Consider the following 14,415-nt stretch of genomic DNA (forward strand, 5'->3'; position numbering starts at 1 on the left):
TGCGCCCGGCCGTCAGTGACCGCCGTGCGAGGTCCGCACGTCGCGCGGGGCATTGAGGATCTCGGAGAGGCTCGTCACGACGTGGCGGGCCTCTTCGTCCGTCAGGCGGAGCTGGAACGGCGGCAGGGCGCCGGCCTGCAGGGCGACCACCGCCTGGCCCTCGTCGTCGGTACCGACCTCGATGGCCGACGACGTCACGTCGAGCATGGCGACCTCCTCGTCGCCCATCTCGTCGGCCATGTCGGGCTCGTCCGTATCGTCGATCGCCGTGAGGAGTTGCCCGACGGCGCGCACCAGCGCCCGGGCGGCGCGGGCATCCATCACCACCGCCGTCGCCTGATCGTCCTTCTGGAAGGAGAGCTGGATGTTCGCACCGTCCAGCGAGACCGAGATGCCTGCCATGTATCGTCCAGAGCCACGCGCCTTAACTGCTTGAGCGCATTCCGTATATGCATCGTGAATGCCCGGAATCACAGGGGGCGGTGCCGCTCGGCCCCCTCCCGATCCCGGCCTGCGACGCAGATGATACGCCGCCCATGCCTTGTTGCGGCCGCAGCCTGCGCCTAAATACGTCCTCGGGGGGCTTATCCACCGAGGCTGACGCTGTTCAAGGTTCAGCGACTCGCGCCCCGCCGCACTGGCCAAATCCAGAAAGACCGTGGTGCATCACGCGGCCCTCGTGCCGCGCGGATGGCCTATGGACGAACGAGGTACACTACGTGAATACCGGCACTGTGAAGTGGTTCAATGAGACCAAGGGCTACGGTTTCATCCAGCCCGACGATGGCGGCAAGGACGTGTTCGTCCACATCTCGGCCGTCGAGCGCGCCGGGATGCGCAACCTGATCGAAGGCCAGCGGATCGCTTACGAGATCCTGACGGACAAGCGTAGCGGCAAGGACGCCGCCGGCAACCTGCAGGCGGCCTGACCGTCGCGGGTTCCGAGGCGCCTCCCGCGCCCTCAGTGCGCCGAAGTGTGCAACTGAGGATTGCGGGTGGCGCATGAAGCGGCCGCCAGACGCGGTTCCCCCTTCCGACGCTGCCTGCCCGGGCGAGACTGCCCGGGTTCCGGTCGCGTCGGAGGCAATATCCCAGAAACGACGCCGGGCGCAGCCAACGTCCGGTCCAGAAAAGAAAAGACAGTGATGTTATTCGAGTACACACGGCGCCGCGGCGTCCGTTCCCCCGTCACCGATGCCCCGACCTTCCGGGTCGGCAAGCTGGCGCGGGCCAAGACCGCGGACCAGACCGGGGCCGATCTCAGCGACCTGATCGACCGGTCCTACAACTACCACTCCCCGCGTGAACTGCACTGGCATCTCGCCGAGCGTCTCGGGCTCGCGCCCGCCGCGGTGAAGATCCGCGAGACCGCGACGGCCTGAGGTCGCTCGCCGCGGACACGCGGGGCCTCGGCCTCAGCGGTCCCAGGCGGCGAGCACCGGGTCGCGCAGGCCCAACGGCGCGGCGAGCAACTCGCCGTGCACCGGGTCAGCGCGATTGTACGGCGTCGCAGCCCCGGAGAAATCGCAGACCACGCCGCCCGCCTCGCGCAGAACGAGGTCGGCGGCGGCCAAGTCCCAGTCGCGGGCATTCCCGGAAATCATCCCGATATCGACCGTCCCGTCCGCCACGCGGGCGAGCCTCAGGGCGAGGGACGGGATCCGCGCGATCACCGCGAAATCCGGGTCCGCTCCGGCGCCCCGGGCCAGGCGGTCGAGCATCGGCTTCGGGCCGGTGACACGGGCGCCGGGCAGGCTCTGCTTGGTATCGACGCGGATCGGTTCGCCGTTCCGCGTCGCGCCGCGCCCGCGCACGGCCTCGTAATCCGCGTCGCCCACCGGCGCGTGGACGAAGCCGATCAGCGGCTCGCCGCTCGACAGGAGCGCCACCGCGATCGACCAGTCCGGATGGCCCGACAGGAACGCCCGCGTCCCGTCGATCGGATCGACGATCCACACGAGGTCGTGGCCGAGGCGCGCCGGGTCGTCGGCGGTCTCCTCCGACAGCCACGCCGCCCGCGGCACGAGGGCGCTCAGACGCACCTTCAGGAAGGCATCGACCGCGACGTCCGCCTCGGTCACAGGCGAGCCGCCGGCCTTCGACCAGATGCGGGCCGAAGTCTGCCCGCCGAGCCTGAAGAACGGCCGCGCGATGTCGGCGGCCTCGCGCATCACGGCGCGCAACTCCGGCATCAGGGCAGATACGGCATCGTCGGTGAGAGGCTCTGGCATCGCGCTCCGCGTGGAATCCGTGCGGCCCGCGAGGGCCCCGCCGGCCCGCCCGTCCGACGGGCGGACGTCCGGGCCCGCTTGGGCTCACCCGGTCGGGCTGAGAAGACCCGGCGCGGAGGATCGCGCGCCCGGTCGCCCCGTTGTACGGCGGCGCCCGCAGCGCCACAAGGATGCTGGTTGATCGATCGATAACGACCGATCTGCGCAAGGAAACGTTGAGCATTCAAGGAAGCATTGAGCATTCCGCAAATGACAGCGCTGTCCAGATTCGCTTAACGACGGCTCTTAAGCGGTGCGGAGGAGTTCGGGTGCGATTTTGCTTGGCATAACGGACGGCCCGACAGGGGTCGCCACTTGCTCCAGGGACTCGGACCGATGAACACTTCCCCGGCCACGGACAAAAGCCACGCAGGACACCCGATGCACGGTGCCGACACCGCGCCCCGCTTCGTCGCTTCGCCGCTGCCGGTGATCGGCCGCGCCCCCGGCGCGCGCCGGGCCGTCGGGATCGCGCTCGCCTACGCCACCGAGGACGCGGAGATCGTGGGCGCCGACCGGTTCAGCCTGATCCTCGTCGACGCCGAAGGCGACGTGCTGCAGCGCCTCGGCAGCTTCGAGGAGGACGACGTGGTCGCGTTGTGGCGCGACATCGCGGCGCGGGCGGGCCTCGTGCGGATGATCGTCCGGGAGGACGGCCTCCTCGTCCCGGTCTCCCAGCAGATCGGCCGGCTGATTCTCGGTCAGGTCCGCATCCGTCGCCGCCACGCCGGTCTCGGCCGCCGTCGCCCGCGCTTCCTGGCCCGCCGCAAGACCGGCCGGCTCCCCGCGCGCCCGCAGATCTTCCGCGGCGAGAACGAGATCATCGCCCGCACCTGAGGGTGCCGACGGCACCTAGAACAGGTTGCGCAGCAGCGCGTCGGCGGTGAGGCCGACGAACAGGATCAGGCCCGCATCCCGGTTCGACCGGAACAGCGTCAGAGCCCCGCGCCCGTCGCGCTCGCGCAGCGACAGGACCTGCCAGGCGAGGTGCCCGGCGAATGCGGCGACCCCCAGATACCCGACGAGCCCCGCTCCGGCCCCGCGTGCGGCCAGCACCACGAACAGGGCGGCCAGCGCGTAGCAGAGCCCGACGGCGAGCCGCACGTGCCGGCCGAACAGACGGGCCGAGGAGCGGATCCCCGCGATCTCGTCGTCCTCGATATCCTGCACCGCGTAGATCGTGTCGTAGCCGATCACCCAGCACAGGGCGCCCGCGTAGAGCAGGAGCGCCGGCGGATCGAGGCGGGCGAACACCGCGGCCCAGCCCATCAGAGCCCCCCAGGCGAAGGCCAGTCCCAGGATCGCCTGCGGCAGCGGCATGACCCGTTTCATGAACGGGTAGATCGCCACCGGCAGCAGCGAGCAGAGACCGATGATCACCGCCTCCGCGTTGAACTGCAGCAGGACGGCCAGCCCGATCAGGGCCTGAATCACCAGGAACAGGGCGGCGTGGCGCGGCCGCACCTGGCCCGAGGGCAGGGGGCGCAGGCGCGTGCGCTCGACCTGCGCGTCGAGGTCGCGGTCGGCGATGTCGTTGTAGGTCGAGCCCGCCCCGCGCATCGCCACGGCGCCGATCAGGAAGAGCAGGCAGTGCCAGGGATCGGGAAAGGCCTGGTCCGCGGCGATCGCCGCCAGGGCGGCCGACCACCAGCAGGGCAGGAGGAGGAGCCACCAGCCGATCGGCCGGTCGATCCGGGCCAGGCGCAGGTACGGGCGCCAGGGCCGGGGCGCCCGCCGGTCGACCCAGTGCCCGGAGACCGCGTCGGCCGGTCGCCCGTCGTCAAACACCGTGCCGTTCATCGGTCGGATCTCCGGTCGTCCCGCACGTGAGTCCCCCGCCGCTGCCGAGGGGGGACCCGCGCCGGATCCGCGATCCTCTCAGACGATCTCAGAGAGCGCCCTGCGGCAGCTTGAAGCTTCCGGTCAAGCCCGGGCCGCCGAGCAGCCCGCCGCCGCCGCCACCCGCCTGGGCCTGCGCCTGGGCGCGGGCCTGCGCCTCCATCTTGGTCGCCTGGGCGGCGACGCTGCAGATCTTGGTGCGGATGCCGCTGACCTTCACGTGGTCGGCCTTGAAGCCCTCGGCGAAGGAATCGGGGATCGAGCACCATTCCTTGTTGGCGGCGATCCACTTGATGCCCTCCGCGCCGTTGGACTGGAGCTTCCCGAACAGGGCGCAGGCCTCCTGCGGGGTCATCTTCTTCTTGGACTGCGACGCCGCATTGGCGCGGCCGACCAGAGCCTTGCGCTCGGCCAGGGTCTTCTGGATGGCACCGCATTCCGGTGCCGCGCTCTGCGCGAACGCCGCCGTGCCGAACAGGACGGTGCCGACCAGCACCGCCGCCCCCAGCTTCAGACTCCCCTTCGCCATTCCGCGACTCCCTCGACGCCCCTGCCGAATCCGCGAGCGGCCGGCTCTCTTCCGTTCCGTTGGGTTCGCCATAGGATTGTGGCGTCATTCGAGCGGCAAACCGGCTGCGCCATGCACCGGTGGACTGGCTGCCGAAAACCGGGGCTCGTAACCATTCGGCAACACTTTCGGGCGCGGTCCCCGCGTTGACAGGCCCGCCGGCCCGCGCGACCACGCCGCCATGCCGGCCTATGACTTCACCGCTCCGCGCCTCCACGTCGCGGCCGATCTCGCGGCGGGGGTGATTCTGCCCCTCGACCGGGCTCAGGCGAACTACCTGCTCAACGTGCTGCGCCGGGGGTCGGACGATCCGGTCCTGGTCTTCAACGGCCGCCACGGCGAGTGGCGCGCCCATCTGGTCCAGACCGGGCGCAAGGGCGCCGACCTGCACGTCGCCGCGCAGACGCGTCCGCAGCCCGCGGGCGCCGACCTTCACTACCTGTTCGCCCCGCTGAAGAGCGCGCGCCTCGACTATCTCGCGCAGAAGGCGGTGGAGATGGGGGCCGGGACGATCCGACCGGTCATCACCCGGTTCACGCAGGGCGATCGCGTGAACATGGACCGGCTGCGGGCCAACGCGGTCGAGGCCGCCGAGCAGTGCGGGATCCTGGCGATTCCCGATTGTCCGGAGCCCGAGCGCCTGCCGGCCGCTCTCGCGGGCCTCGCGCCCGGGCGGCTCCTCGTGTTCTGCGACGAGGACGCGCCCGTGCGCGACCCGGTGGCGGCCCTGCGGGCGGCCGGCGACCCGCTGGCGCCCCCTCCGCTCGCCGTGCTGGTCGGTCCCGAAGGCGGCTTCTCCGAGGAGGAGCGGGCGCTGATCCGGGCGCGGCCGAACACCGTGGCGCTCTCCCTGGGGCCGCGCATCCTGCGGGCCGACACCGCCGCCGTCGCCGTGCTGACGCTGGTGCAGGCGGTGCTCGGCGACGCGCGCTGACGCGCGCTGCCCCGATTCATGTGTGCCCGCGCACATGGAAGGACCGCGCCGGTCGATTGTTTCCCCGGATCAGACGTGAAGCGGCGCGCCGGTCGAGACCGCCGCGTTGTGGGTTCACGGCGGCTCGATTATGTCCCGGATCGGACGCCGCCTGCGCCGCGTGCTCATCGGGGTCGGGGGCGGGTGTCCGCCCGGATCCCGCTCGCGAGAGCGGGTTTGTACCGGGTGGATCCGCCGGAGCAGTCCGGCGCGCCCGTTCCCAGGCACACGTCAGACGCACGGGCAGGCAGCGCATGGCGCGCGACAGCAACGACACCACGCCGCTCACCACGCGCGCCGAACTGATCGAATGGTTCGCGGCGGGCGAGAAGCCGCGCGCGCGCTTCGCGATCGGCACCGAGCACGAGAAGATCCCGTTCTATCGGGAGACCCGGGCGCCGGTCCCCTACGAGGGGGACCGCGGCATCCGGGCGCTCCTGGAGGGACTCGCCCGTGAGACCGGCTGGGAGCCGATCCTCGATCTCGGCAACATCATCGGCCTGTCGGCGGAGGCGGGCGGCGCGATCTCGATCGAGCCCGGCGGCCAGTTCGAGCTGTCGGGCGCGGCGCTCCCCGACGTGCACGCCACGGCGGCGGAACTCGCCACGCACCTCGCCGCGGCGAAGCGGGTGGCCGATCCCCTGGGCATCGGCTTCCTGACGCTGGGCATGAGCCCGAAATGGCGCCGGGACGAGACCCCGGTCATGCCCAAGAGCCGCTACCGGATCATGGCCGGCTACATGCCGAAGGTCGGGTCCCTCGGTCTCGACATGATGCTGCGCACCGCCACCGTGCAGGTGAATCTCGACTTCGCCTCCGAGGCCGACATGGTGCGCAAGATGCGCGCGTCCCTGGCGCTGCAGCCGGTCGCGACCGCGCTCTTCGCCAACTCGCCCTTCACCGACGGCCGGCCGAACGGCTTCCTGTCGCGCCGGTCCGAGATCTGGCGCGACACGGACGCCCACCGGACCGGGATGCTGCCCTTCGCCTTCGACGCGGGGTTCGGCTACGAGGCCTACGTCGACTGGCTGCTCGACATGCCGATGTACTTCGTCAAGCGAGGCGACACCTACCACGACGTGTCGGGCGCCTCGTTCCGCGACCTGATGGCCGGCAAGCTCCCGCAGCTGCCGGGCGAGTTCGCCACGGTCTCGGACTGGGCCAACCACGCCTCGACGGCCTTCCCCGAGGTGCGGCTCAAGCGCTTCCTGGAGATGCGCGGCGCCGATGTCGGCGGCCCCGGCATGATCGCCGCCCAGGCCGCCTTCTGGACCGGTCTCCTCTACGACGACTTGGCCCTCGACGCGGCCCTCGACCTCGTGAAGGGGTGGAGCCTCGCCAACCGCGAGGCCGCGCGCGCCACGGCGCCGCGCCTGGGGCTCGCGACGCCGGTGGCCAATACCACGCTCGGGGCCGTCGCCGCCGAGGCCCTGGCGATCGCCCGCGCGGGCCTCCGGGCGCGGGGCCGCCGCGACGCCGAGGGCCGGGACGAGGTGATCTACCTGCAGCCGCTCGAGGCCGTCGTCGCGGCCGGGCGGACGCGGGCCGAGGATCTCCTCGCCGACTACGAGGGTCGCTGGGGCGCCTGCGTGCGTCCGGCCTTCACGGAATGCGTCTTCTAAGACCCTCCTGAGCGGCTCTCGCAGCCCGAGCGAATCGCCGTTGGAACGTGCTAATAGAACGTTCCGACAGGGCGCCACGCTCGGGGAGATGCCGAATCATGACCCGCATCATTGCCGTCATCCTCGCCGGGATGACTTCCATGCCGGCGGCCGTGAGCACGGCGCGGGCGGCCGACCTGGCGCGGTTCGAGGGCGCTGGGCCGGCCCCGGGGCGCTGGCATTACGGGGCCGGCGGCCGGATCGCCGGCACCGTGGCCGCGCGGGGGCGGCCGCAGTACAGCTATTACGGCGAGTACGGCTATCTCGCGCCGTTCGGCTACGGTTACGCCTACGCGCCGGTCCCGAGCCGCGGCTTCGAGTACGGCTACAACGGTCCCCGCTATGTCTGGACCGCGCCGGACAGCTATTCCGGACCCGCCTTCGGCTATCACGTGTGGTGAGGACGCCGCTGGCGCCGGGCCGCCGCGGTGCCTAAGACCGCCGGGCCGGCATCCGCGCCGGTTCGGGAGCTTCCGGCGTGCGGGACGAGGATCCGGACTGCGTCGACCTCGACCTGAGCGGCCTGAAATGTCCGCTCCCGGTCCTGCGCACCCGCAAGGCGCTGCGCGGCCTCGCCGCCGGCCGGACGCTGGTGGTGACCTGCACCGACCCCCTGGCCGCCCTCGACATCCCGAACCTCGTGCGCGAGGAGGGCGCCCGCGTCGACGCCGCCGAGCGCCTGGAGGGGCCGCCCGCGGGGCGTTTGCGCTTCCGCATCACCGTGTCCGCAAGGCCGCCGCATTCCTGAACGATCCGTCGGGCTCCAGGAGCAGGGCGAGATCGGAATGGCACCACGGATCGGGGGCGTGCGCCTCGTACATGACGGCTGGGCGCGCTACCTCGTCGCCGAGGTGATGCAGGAGGACGGGAGCCGCATCACCCGGGAGATGGAGGATCACGGCCGGGCGGTCGCGGTGCTCCCCTACGATCCGGAGCGGCGGGTCGCCACGCTCGTCTCGCAGTTCCGGGCGCCGGTCCTCTACTCGGGCGGGCCGCCGAGCCACATCGAGGTGCCGGCCGGGCTCCTCGACGAGGGCGCCTCCGAGGACGAGGCGCGGCGCGAGGCGTTGGAGGAGACGGGCCTGCGCCTCAGCGCCCTCGACTTCGTCGCCAGCGCCTGGTCGATGCCGGGGATCTCCACGGAGCGGATGGACCTGTTCCTCGCCGCCTACGGCGAGGCCGACCGGACCGGCACCGGCGGCGGTCTCGCCGCCGAGGGCGAGGCCGTGGCGGTCCACGAGATCCCGCTGCCGGAGCTGGCCGCCATGGGCCGCCGCGGCGCGATCACCGACATGAAGTCGCTGACGCTGCTCTTCGCGCTCCAATTGCGGCGGCCGGACCTGTTCGCGGAGCGGCGCTGAGGTCAGCCGGGGCGCCGCCGGAACTGGTCGCGCGCGGCGAGGCCGATGAAGCGCCACGACTTGATGAAGTAGCGCCGGAACAGCCGGCGCGGCGCCTGCAGGAACCGGTAGATCCACTCGAGGCCGAGGCGCTGCATCAGCCGCGGCGCGCGCGGCAGGAACCCGGCGGCGACGTTGAGGGCGTCGCCGACGCAGAAGACCACCGGCTCGCCGAGCGTCTGCCCATGGCGATCCACCCAGATCTCGGATTTGGGCGCGCCGACGCCCATCACCAGCAGCGTCGTCCCGTGAGCGCGGATCCGCTCCGCCAGGGCGCGGCTGTAGGCCGCGTCGTGCTCGAAGCCGAAGGGCGGCACGGCGCTCGCCACGGCGCCGGGCGGAAGGCCCGCCGCCTGCAGCCGGGTCGCCAGCGCGTCCGCCGCGTCCTGTCGGGCGGAGACGAAGAAGACCCGCCGCGCGAAGGCCGGCGGGTCGGCCAGGACGCAGCCCAGGAGATCGTGGCCGGTGATCCGGTGAACGGGCTGGGCGCACGCCTTCCGGGCCAGCCAGACCAGCGGCATCCCGTCGAGGGTCCGGGCCGCGGCGCGCGCGTAGGCCTCGCGGAACGGCGCGTTCTCGCTGAGCTGGACGATGTGATCGACGTTCGCCGTCACGATCATGCGCGGGCGGCCGTCACGCCGGGCCGCGACGTCGGCCACGAGGGTCGCGGCGGGACCGGTGTGAAACCGGTAGCCGAAGAGTTCGACGGTCGCGCCCGTCTGCGGCGATCCGGACGCCGCGGGGGCCGGGGCGCTCACCGTGTGTGCCTCCCCGAGGACCGGATCCATAGCGCCCAGGTAGAGGCTGATCTCGCCGATGTCACGCATCGGCGGCCCGGAAGCTCGCGGCCGGCCGGGTGGCGGCGCGCAGGCTGCGGCGACGGTCGCTGTCGGCGCCGAGCAGCAGGGCGATGCCGCCGCCGAGCAGCAGGCCGAGGACGAGCGCCACCGGCAGGACGATCTTGGGGGAGGGCGGGAAGGTCCGCTGGCGCGCCGGGACCGCGGCCGAGATGATCCGGACGTTGGTGGTGTTGAGCCGCTCCTGCTCGCTCGCCTCGCGGGCGCGCTTCAGATAGGCCTCGTAGATGCCGCGGCGGGCGTCGAGGGTCCGCTCCAGCTCGCGCAGGCCGACATAGGCCCGGTCGCTGGACGCGGTCTCGTTCTTTACCCGGTCGAGATTGGCCCGGATCGCGGCCTCGCTCGCGGCGGCGCGGTCGTAATCCTTCTGGGTCGTCTCGATGATCCGCTCCTTCTCGCGCTGGATCAGGCGCTGCAGGTCGCGCTGCTGGGCGTACTGCTCGGCCATGGCCGGGTGGCGCTCGCCGAGGCGCGTGGCGAGCTCCGCGGTGTTGCGGGACAGCGTGGCGTATTGCTGCCGCAGGGCCTGCATCTCCAGGCTCTGCAGCATCTCCGGCAGGGCGGTGCTGGGATCCGACGAGCGCATCCGGCGCGCCTGATCGAGGCGCGACTTGGCCTCCGCGGTCTTGATGGAGGCGGTGACGAGCTGCTGGTTCAGGTCGCCGAGCTGCTGGTCGGTGAGCAGGCGGCCGCTGGCGGCCACGAGCTTGTGATCCTCGCGGTAGCGCACCACGGCGCTCTCGGCCTGCTCGACGTCGCGCTTGAGGCTGTTGAGCCGCCCCGCCAGGGCGTCGGAGGCGCGCCGCGCGGTCTCGGTCCGGGCCGCGGCCTCCTCGGCGAAGTAGGCGTCGCCGACGGCGTTGGCGATGCGGGCGGCCTTCTCGGGATCGCGCGACTGAACGGAGACGTCGATCACGAAGGTCCGCTCGGCCCGCCGGACAGTGAGCCGGTTCTGCAGCGTGTCGAGGGCCGTGAAGACCGGGTCGCGGCTCGCCGGCGGGGGCAGCATGCCCAGCGCGCCCTTGATCCAGGTGAGGGTCGGGTTGTTGCCGTCCGGCAGCACGAACTCGTCGTCCTGGTCGAGGTGGAGCTTGGCGATCACCCGGCGCAGGACGCTGTCGGACTGGATCACCCGCACCTGGCTCTCGGCGATCGACACGCCGCTGTCGGCCTGGGGCTGGCGCGCGTTCACGTCGTTCTCGACGACGCGCAGGTCGCTCGGATCCACCAGGATCTGGATGCTCGACGTGTAGCGGGGCGGGATCAGGCCGAGGAGCGCCACCGCGACGGCGACCATGAACAGGCCGCCCAGCACGATGAAGCCGCTGCCGCGCCACAGCCGCCGCAGGATCACGCGGCCGTCCGTCGGCGGTGCGACCTGCGGCAGCACCATCCGCACGGGCCGTTCGCCGCTCATCCGCGTCGAGAAGTCGAACATACGCCTCGCTCCCTGACCTGCCTCGGCGGAGACCGCCGCCCGTCACCCGCCCCGTCGCCCGTTCCCTTTGTGACCAGCTCCGTGCCGATCTGGAACAGGTGCCCGCCCGAGGCGCTGCCTTCTTCGGGAGCCCAGCAATCAACATACCGGACCAGTAGTGTCGCCCCGATGCGGCACTTGCTTCAGGAAGCTGGCAGATATCGCTTACAGATGCAGTCCTGACTGTCACGACAATCGAGCATGAAAAGTTCCCGATTTGTTGGGGACTACGCAGGCCGCCTCAGGCGGTGCCCGCGTGTGCGACAATTGACTCCAGCGCATCGTAAGCCGCGGGATCGCCGGCCAGGAAGCGCTGGAAGCGCGCGCCGTCCTCGGCCGCGATCGCGTTCCAGCGCGCGACGTTGGCCCGACTCATTCCGGCGGCGCGGGGCAGGGCGCCGTCGCGGATCCAGCTGGCGAGGGCGCCCGCGGCCGCGTCGGGCTCCTCCGGCCGGATCAGCAGGGCCGACGCCCCCAGGACCTCCCGGAACACCGGGTCGTCCGGCGCCACCACCGGAAGGCCGCCGTGCTGGACCTCCAGCAGCGGCAGGCCGAGGCCCTCCGCCTTGGAGGTGGAGACCAGCAGGTGGCACGACCCCGCGAGGGCGCGCAGCTCGGCGTCGGCGAGGTACCCGTGGCGGTGCAGGAACGGCGGCGGTGCGTCCAGGAAGGCGTGCTGTCCCCAGCCGACCCGGCCGACGAGGTGGAGCTCCGCCGGGATACCGGCACGGATGAGCGCCGCCGTCAGCGCGAGGGTCGCCGGATAGTTCTTGCGCGGCTCGATGGTGCCGATGGCGAGGATGCGCAGCGGCCGGCCCGGCGCGTAGGCAGCCGGTCCCGGCAGGTGCGCGAGCCCGAAGGCGTCGCGGACGGGGGGGCGCAGCAGGGCGACGCGGGCGCGTCGGGCGCAGAGCGCGCGCACGTCCGCCCCGGTGGTGCGGCTGTTAACGAACAGGTTCGGGCACCAGCGCAGGGCCAGGGCGAAGCTGGGGCTCATGTAGAGCCGGCTGCGCAGGCTCAGATCCTCCGTCCGCGTGAGCAGGAAGGTGTCGTGGACGTAGAGCAGGCAGCGCGACGCCGCGACGGCGCAGAGCGGCCCGGGCGGGAAGCCCGGGAACAGGAACAGGGCGTCCCGATCCATCAGCGCCCGCGCCGGCAGGCCGAGCTGCTGCGCGGCGACCATGCCGGGCAGGGAGCCCGCGGTCACCGGCCGCACCGCGTGCGGGGCGAGCCGGTCCGGGGCGAACAGGTCGAGGGTGACTCGCTCGATCCCCGTCACGTGGGCGCGCAGATGGGTCTGATCGAGGTAGATCCGTCGCCGAGTCGGCGCCGCCCGCGCGCCGCCCGCATTGTCGCCGGCCCTGTCGCCGCGGGCCGTCACGTCTGGCTCCGGCGCAGCGCGCCGGCGAGGTAGAGGCACCGGCGCACGAGGAGCGGCATCCGACGCCCGAAGACCATCTGCTTGGCCCGCCGCAGCCGGCGCACGAGCGGGCGCGAGATCGCCGGGACGGTGCCGGCCGCGCCCGCCCGCAGGTCCGCCGCGAAGGGGAAGTGCCCGAGCATCCCGGGGGCGAAGCGCGGGCCCGTCGGGGCGCTCGGCAGACCGTGACGCCGGAAGACCGCGTCCAGCGACAGCGCGGAGGCGGCCGGGCTGTAGCGGCTCTCCAGGGCGATGCGCGCGAAGGCGCCGAGCCGCGCGCGCGCCTCGCTGTCGCCGACCAGCGCCGCCAGCGCCTCGGCGAGGGCGCCCGGCCGCACCGGTACGAGGCGGCCCGACACGCCGTCGATCACGGCCGAGGTCAGGCCGGAGGTGCGGTAGGCGAGCGTCGGCACCCCGCACAGGCCGGCCTCGATCGGCGTCTGCCCGAGGGTCTCGTGACGGCTGGCGGTGACGTGGAGGTCGCAGGCCCCGTACCACGCGGCCAGGAGCGCCTCGTCGGCGATGAGGCCGGGCGCGTACAGGTTCGCGACGCCGAGCCGGGCCGGGTCGTCGAGCCGGCCGACCGCCACCACGCCGACGCCCGGGCCCGCCACGGCCTGGAGCGCGGCCCGGAGATCGGCGAAGCCCTTGTCGGGCCCGTCGACGATGACCGAGGAGACGAGGATCAGGACGTCGTCGGCCGGCAGGCCGAGCGTGCCGCGCAGCGCCGCGCGATCGCCGGGCCGGAACACGGCGGTCGGGAAGGCCAGCCGCACGGGCTCGATCACGCTGCCGGGCGGGGCGAGTTCGCGCGCCCGCGCCAGCGTCCAGTCGGAATTGGCCAGCAGCCAGGGCGCGGAGGGTCGCGTCGGGGATCCGGGCGCGGCGCCGGCGAGCACCGCGCGCTTGCGCTCGTGCATCCCGGCGATCCGGCCGGGCGCCAGCTCCGGGTACTCGTCCGGGCCGGGGCAGGCGGCGTCGCAGCCGGAGGCGGCGCGCCCGCAGTCGCGGGGGTGGGCGCACCGGCCCGTCAGGGGGAAGAGGTCGTGCAGCACGAGGCCGACCGGACCGCGCCGCGCCAGGCGGCCGACGACGTCGAGGCTGCGGGTGGCGCCGTGCAGGTTGCCGGCGAGGACGAGATCGGGGGCGGCCGCCGCGACCGCGGCCTCCGCCTGCGGGAAGTCGTCGCGCCACTCGGCGGCCTCCGGGCGTCCGCTCAGCGTCACCTCCGCGACCCGGTGGCCCGCGAGCGTCAGCGCCTCGGCGAGGCGGCGCTGGGCCACGCCCGCGCCCCCTCGGGTTCCGGTCCCGGTCAGCGACACGATCGACAGGCCGGCGGCGGGCGGGGGCGGCGGCGCGTCGAGCCTGTGGAGCAGGATCGGGCGGCCGATCAGGCTCCGCCGATCGGCGGGGATCGCCGACCAGGCGGAGGCGGCGTCGAGCGTCCCGTCGGCGTCGATGATCGCGTGCGCGAGGGCGTCCCGCCGCCAGAGGATCCCGCCGTCCGCGGCCCCGGGGCCGTCGAGGCCGCGGACGATGTCGTCGAACAGGACGCGCAGCCCCGCCACCGCGTCGGCGCCGGTGAGCGCGGCCTCCAGCGCCAGGGCGGTCAGCGCACCGGGCGCGAGCAGGTCGCCGGCGCGGAGCCAGAACAGGTGCTCCGGATCGGGAACCGACAGGATGCGCGCCGCCGCGGCGCGGCCGGCCGCCGGGTCGAGCAGGTCGTGCCGCAGTTCCGGGTAGCCCTGGCGCAGGACCGACGCGACGGTCTCGGTGAGCGCGGCACCCGCGCCGGCCACCGTGACGACGCGGATCCGCGGCCACGGACGCCCGTCGGGGAGCGACGCGGGACGGGCCGGCGCGCCGGCGCTGCGCCCGAACGGCCAGCCGGCGACGCCGTGGGCGGGCGGTGACATGTCTGCGGCGTCGGTCACGGCGGCTCTGGCGGCG

At 73.0% G+C, this 14,415-nt stretch carries 16 protein-coding genes; 8 read left to right on the forward strand and 8 right to left on the reverse strand.

Features of this window, described 5'->3' with window-relative positions:
- Positions 1 to 12: 12 nt before the first annotated feature.
- Entirely contained in the window at positions 13 to 402 is a 390-nt protein-coding gene (locus BMY19_RS01455; protein ID WP_020090673.1) for a hypothetical protein, read from the reverse strand.
- A 317-nt stretch (positions 403 to 719) separates the two neighbouring features.
- On the opposite strand from BMY19_RS01455, the gene BMY19_RS01460 reads away from it, so the two are divergent.
- Complete coding sequence (locus tag BMY19_RS01460; RefSeq protein WP_012322269.1) at positions 720 to 929, forward strand: cold-shock protein; 210 nt, start codon at positions 720 to 722, stop codon at positions 927 to 929.
- 216 nt (positions 930 to 1,145) lie between these two features.
- The gene (locus BMY19_RS01465; protein WP_091679178.1) at positions 1,146 to 1,382 is read left to right on the forward strand and encodes an AsnC family transcriptional regulator; all 237 of its coding nucleotides are present in this window, start codon (positions 1,146 to 1,148) and stop codon (positions 1,380 to 1,382) included.
- A gap of 33 nt (positions 1,383 to 1,415) precedes the next feature.
- On the opposite strand, the gene BMY19_RS01470 is transcribed toward BMY19_RS01465, so the two are convergent.
- Entirely contained in the window at positions 1,416 to 2,231 is an 816-nt protein-coding gene (locus BMY19_RS01470) for an inositol monophosphatase family protein (protein ID WP_100250664.1), read from the reverse strand.
- 420 nt (positions 2,232 to 2,651) lie between these two features.
- Between BMY19_RS01470 and BMY19_RS01475 the strand changes: the two genes are divergently transcribed.
- Positions 2,652 to 3,107 carry a DUF6101 family protein gene (locus BMY19_RS01475; protein ID WP_056531694.1) on the forward strand — a complete coding sequence of 152 codons (456 nt, stop codon included), beginning with the start codon at positions 2,652 to 2,654 and terminating at the stop codon, positions 3,105 to 3,107.
- Positions 3,108 to 3,122: 15 nt separating this feature from the next.
- On the opposite strand, the gene ubiA is transcribed toward BMY19_RS01475, so the two are convergent.
- Positions 3,123 to 4,070 (reverse strand): 4-hydroxybenzoate octaprenyltransferase, encoded by a 948-nt coding sequence (gene ubiA / locus BMY19_RS01480; RefSeq protein ID WP_020090669.1) that lies wholly within the window; start codon positions 4,068 to 4,070, stop codon positions 3,123 to 3,125.
- 88 nt (positions 4,071 to 4,158) lie between these two features.
- Positions 4,159 to 4,638: a hypothetical protein gene (locus BMY19_RS01485; protein ID WP_020090668.1), complete on the reverse strand. Its 480-nt coding sequence runs from the start codon at positions 4,636 to 4,638 to the stop codon at positions 4,159 to 4,161.
- Between the two features lie 220 nt (positions 4,639 to 4,858).
- Here BMY19_RS01485 and BMY19_RS01490 point away from each other — a divergent pair, with 220 nt between their 5' ends.
- From BMY19_RS01490 to BMY19_RS01510, 5 genes are all read left to right on the forward strand, one after another.
- Positions 4,859 to 5,611, forward strand: coding sequence for a 16S rRNA (uracil(1498)-N(3))-methyltransferase (locus tag BMY19_RS01490; RefSeq protein WP_100250665.1), 753 nt, complete (start codon positions 4,859 to 4,861; stop codon positions 5,609 to 5,611).
- A 293-nt stretch (positions 5,612 to 5,904) separates the two neighbouring features.
- Positions 5,905 to 7,272, forward strand: a complete 1,368-nt coding sequence (locus tag BMY19_RS01495) for a glutamate--cysteine ligase (RefSeq protein ID WP_100250666.1) — start codon at positions 5,905 to 5,907, stop codon at positions 7,270 to 7,272.
- 98 nt (positions 7,273 to 7,370) lie between these two features.
- Positions 7,371 to 7,712 carry a hypothetical protein gene (locus BMY19_RS01500; RefSeq protein ID WP_100250667.1) on the forward strand — a complete coding sequence of 114 codons (342 nt, stop codon included), beginning with the start codon at positions 7,371 to 7,373 and terminating at the stop codon, positions 7,710 to 7,712.
- Between the two features lie 77 nt (positions 7,713 to 7,789).
- On the forward strand, positions 7,790 to 8,059 hold the full coding sequence (locus BMY19_RS01505) for a sulfurtransferase TusA family protein (protein WP_100250668.1): 270 nt from the start codon (positions 7,790 to 7,792) through the stop codon (positions 8,057 to 8,059).
- A 37-nt stretch (positions 8,060 to 8,096) separates the two neighbouring features.
- The gene (locus BMY19_RS01510) at positions 8,097 to 8,672 is read left to right on the forward strand and encodes an NUDIX domain-containing protein (RefSeq protein ID WP_100250669.1); all 576 of its coding nucleotides are present in this window, start codon (positions 8,097 to 8,099) and stop codon (positions 8,670 to 8,672) included.
- 2 nt (positions 8,673 to 8,674) lie between these two features.
- Here BMY19_RS01510 and BMY19_RS01515 read toward each other — a convergent pair whose 3' ends face one another.
- The 4 genes from BMY19_RS01515 to BMY19_RS01530 all read right to left on the reverse strand — a co-directional run bounded on the left by BMY19_RS01515 (position 8,675) and on the right by BMY19_RS01530 (position 14,399).
- A complete protein-coding gene (locus BMY19_RS01515; RefSeq protein WP_020090662.1) occupies positions 8,675 to 9,538 on the reverse strand; it encodes a WecB/TagA/CpsF family glycosyltransferase in 864 nt (287 codons plus the stop codon).
- On the reverse strand, positions 9,531 to 11,006 hold the full coding sequence (locus tag BMY19_RS01520) for a GumC family protein (RefSeq protein ID WP_020090661.1): 1,476 nt from the start codon (positions 11,004 to 11,006) through the stop codon (positions 9,531 to 9,533). The genes BMY19_RS01515 and BMY19_RS01520 overlap by 8 nt, the downstream gene beginning before the upstream one ends.
- 280 nt (positions 11,007 to 11,286) lie before the next feature.
- A complete protein-coding gene (locus BMY19_RS01525) occupies positions 11,287 to 12,426 on the reverse strand; it encodes a glycosyltransferase (protein ID WP_020090660.1) in 1,140 nt (379 codons plus the stop codon).
- Positions 12,423 to 14,399, reverse strand: a complete 1,977-nt coding sequence (locus BMY19_RS01530) for a glycosyltransferase (RefSeq protein ID WP_244534803.1) — start codon at positions 14,397 to 14,399, stop codon at positions 12,423 to 12,425. Before BMY19_RS01530 ends, BMY19_RS01525 begins: the two co-directional genes overlap by 4 nt.
- Between the last annotated feature and the right edge of the window lie 16 nt (positions 14,400 to 14,415).

The sequence above is a fragment of the Methylobacterium sp. UNC300MFChir4.1 genome (assembly GCF_900110155.1).
In the GTDB taxonomy this organism is placed as follows: domain Bacteria; phylum Pseudomonadota; class Alphaproteobacteria; order Rhizobiales; family Beijerinckiaceae; genus Methylobacterium.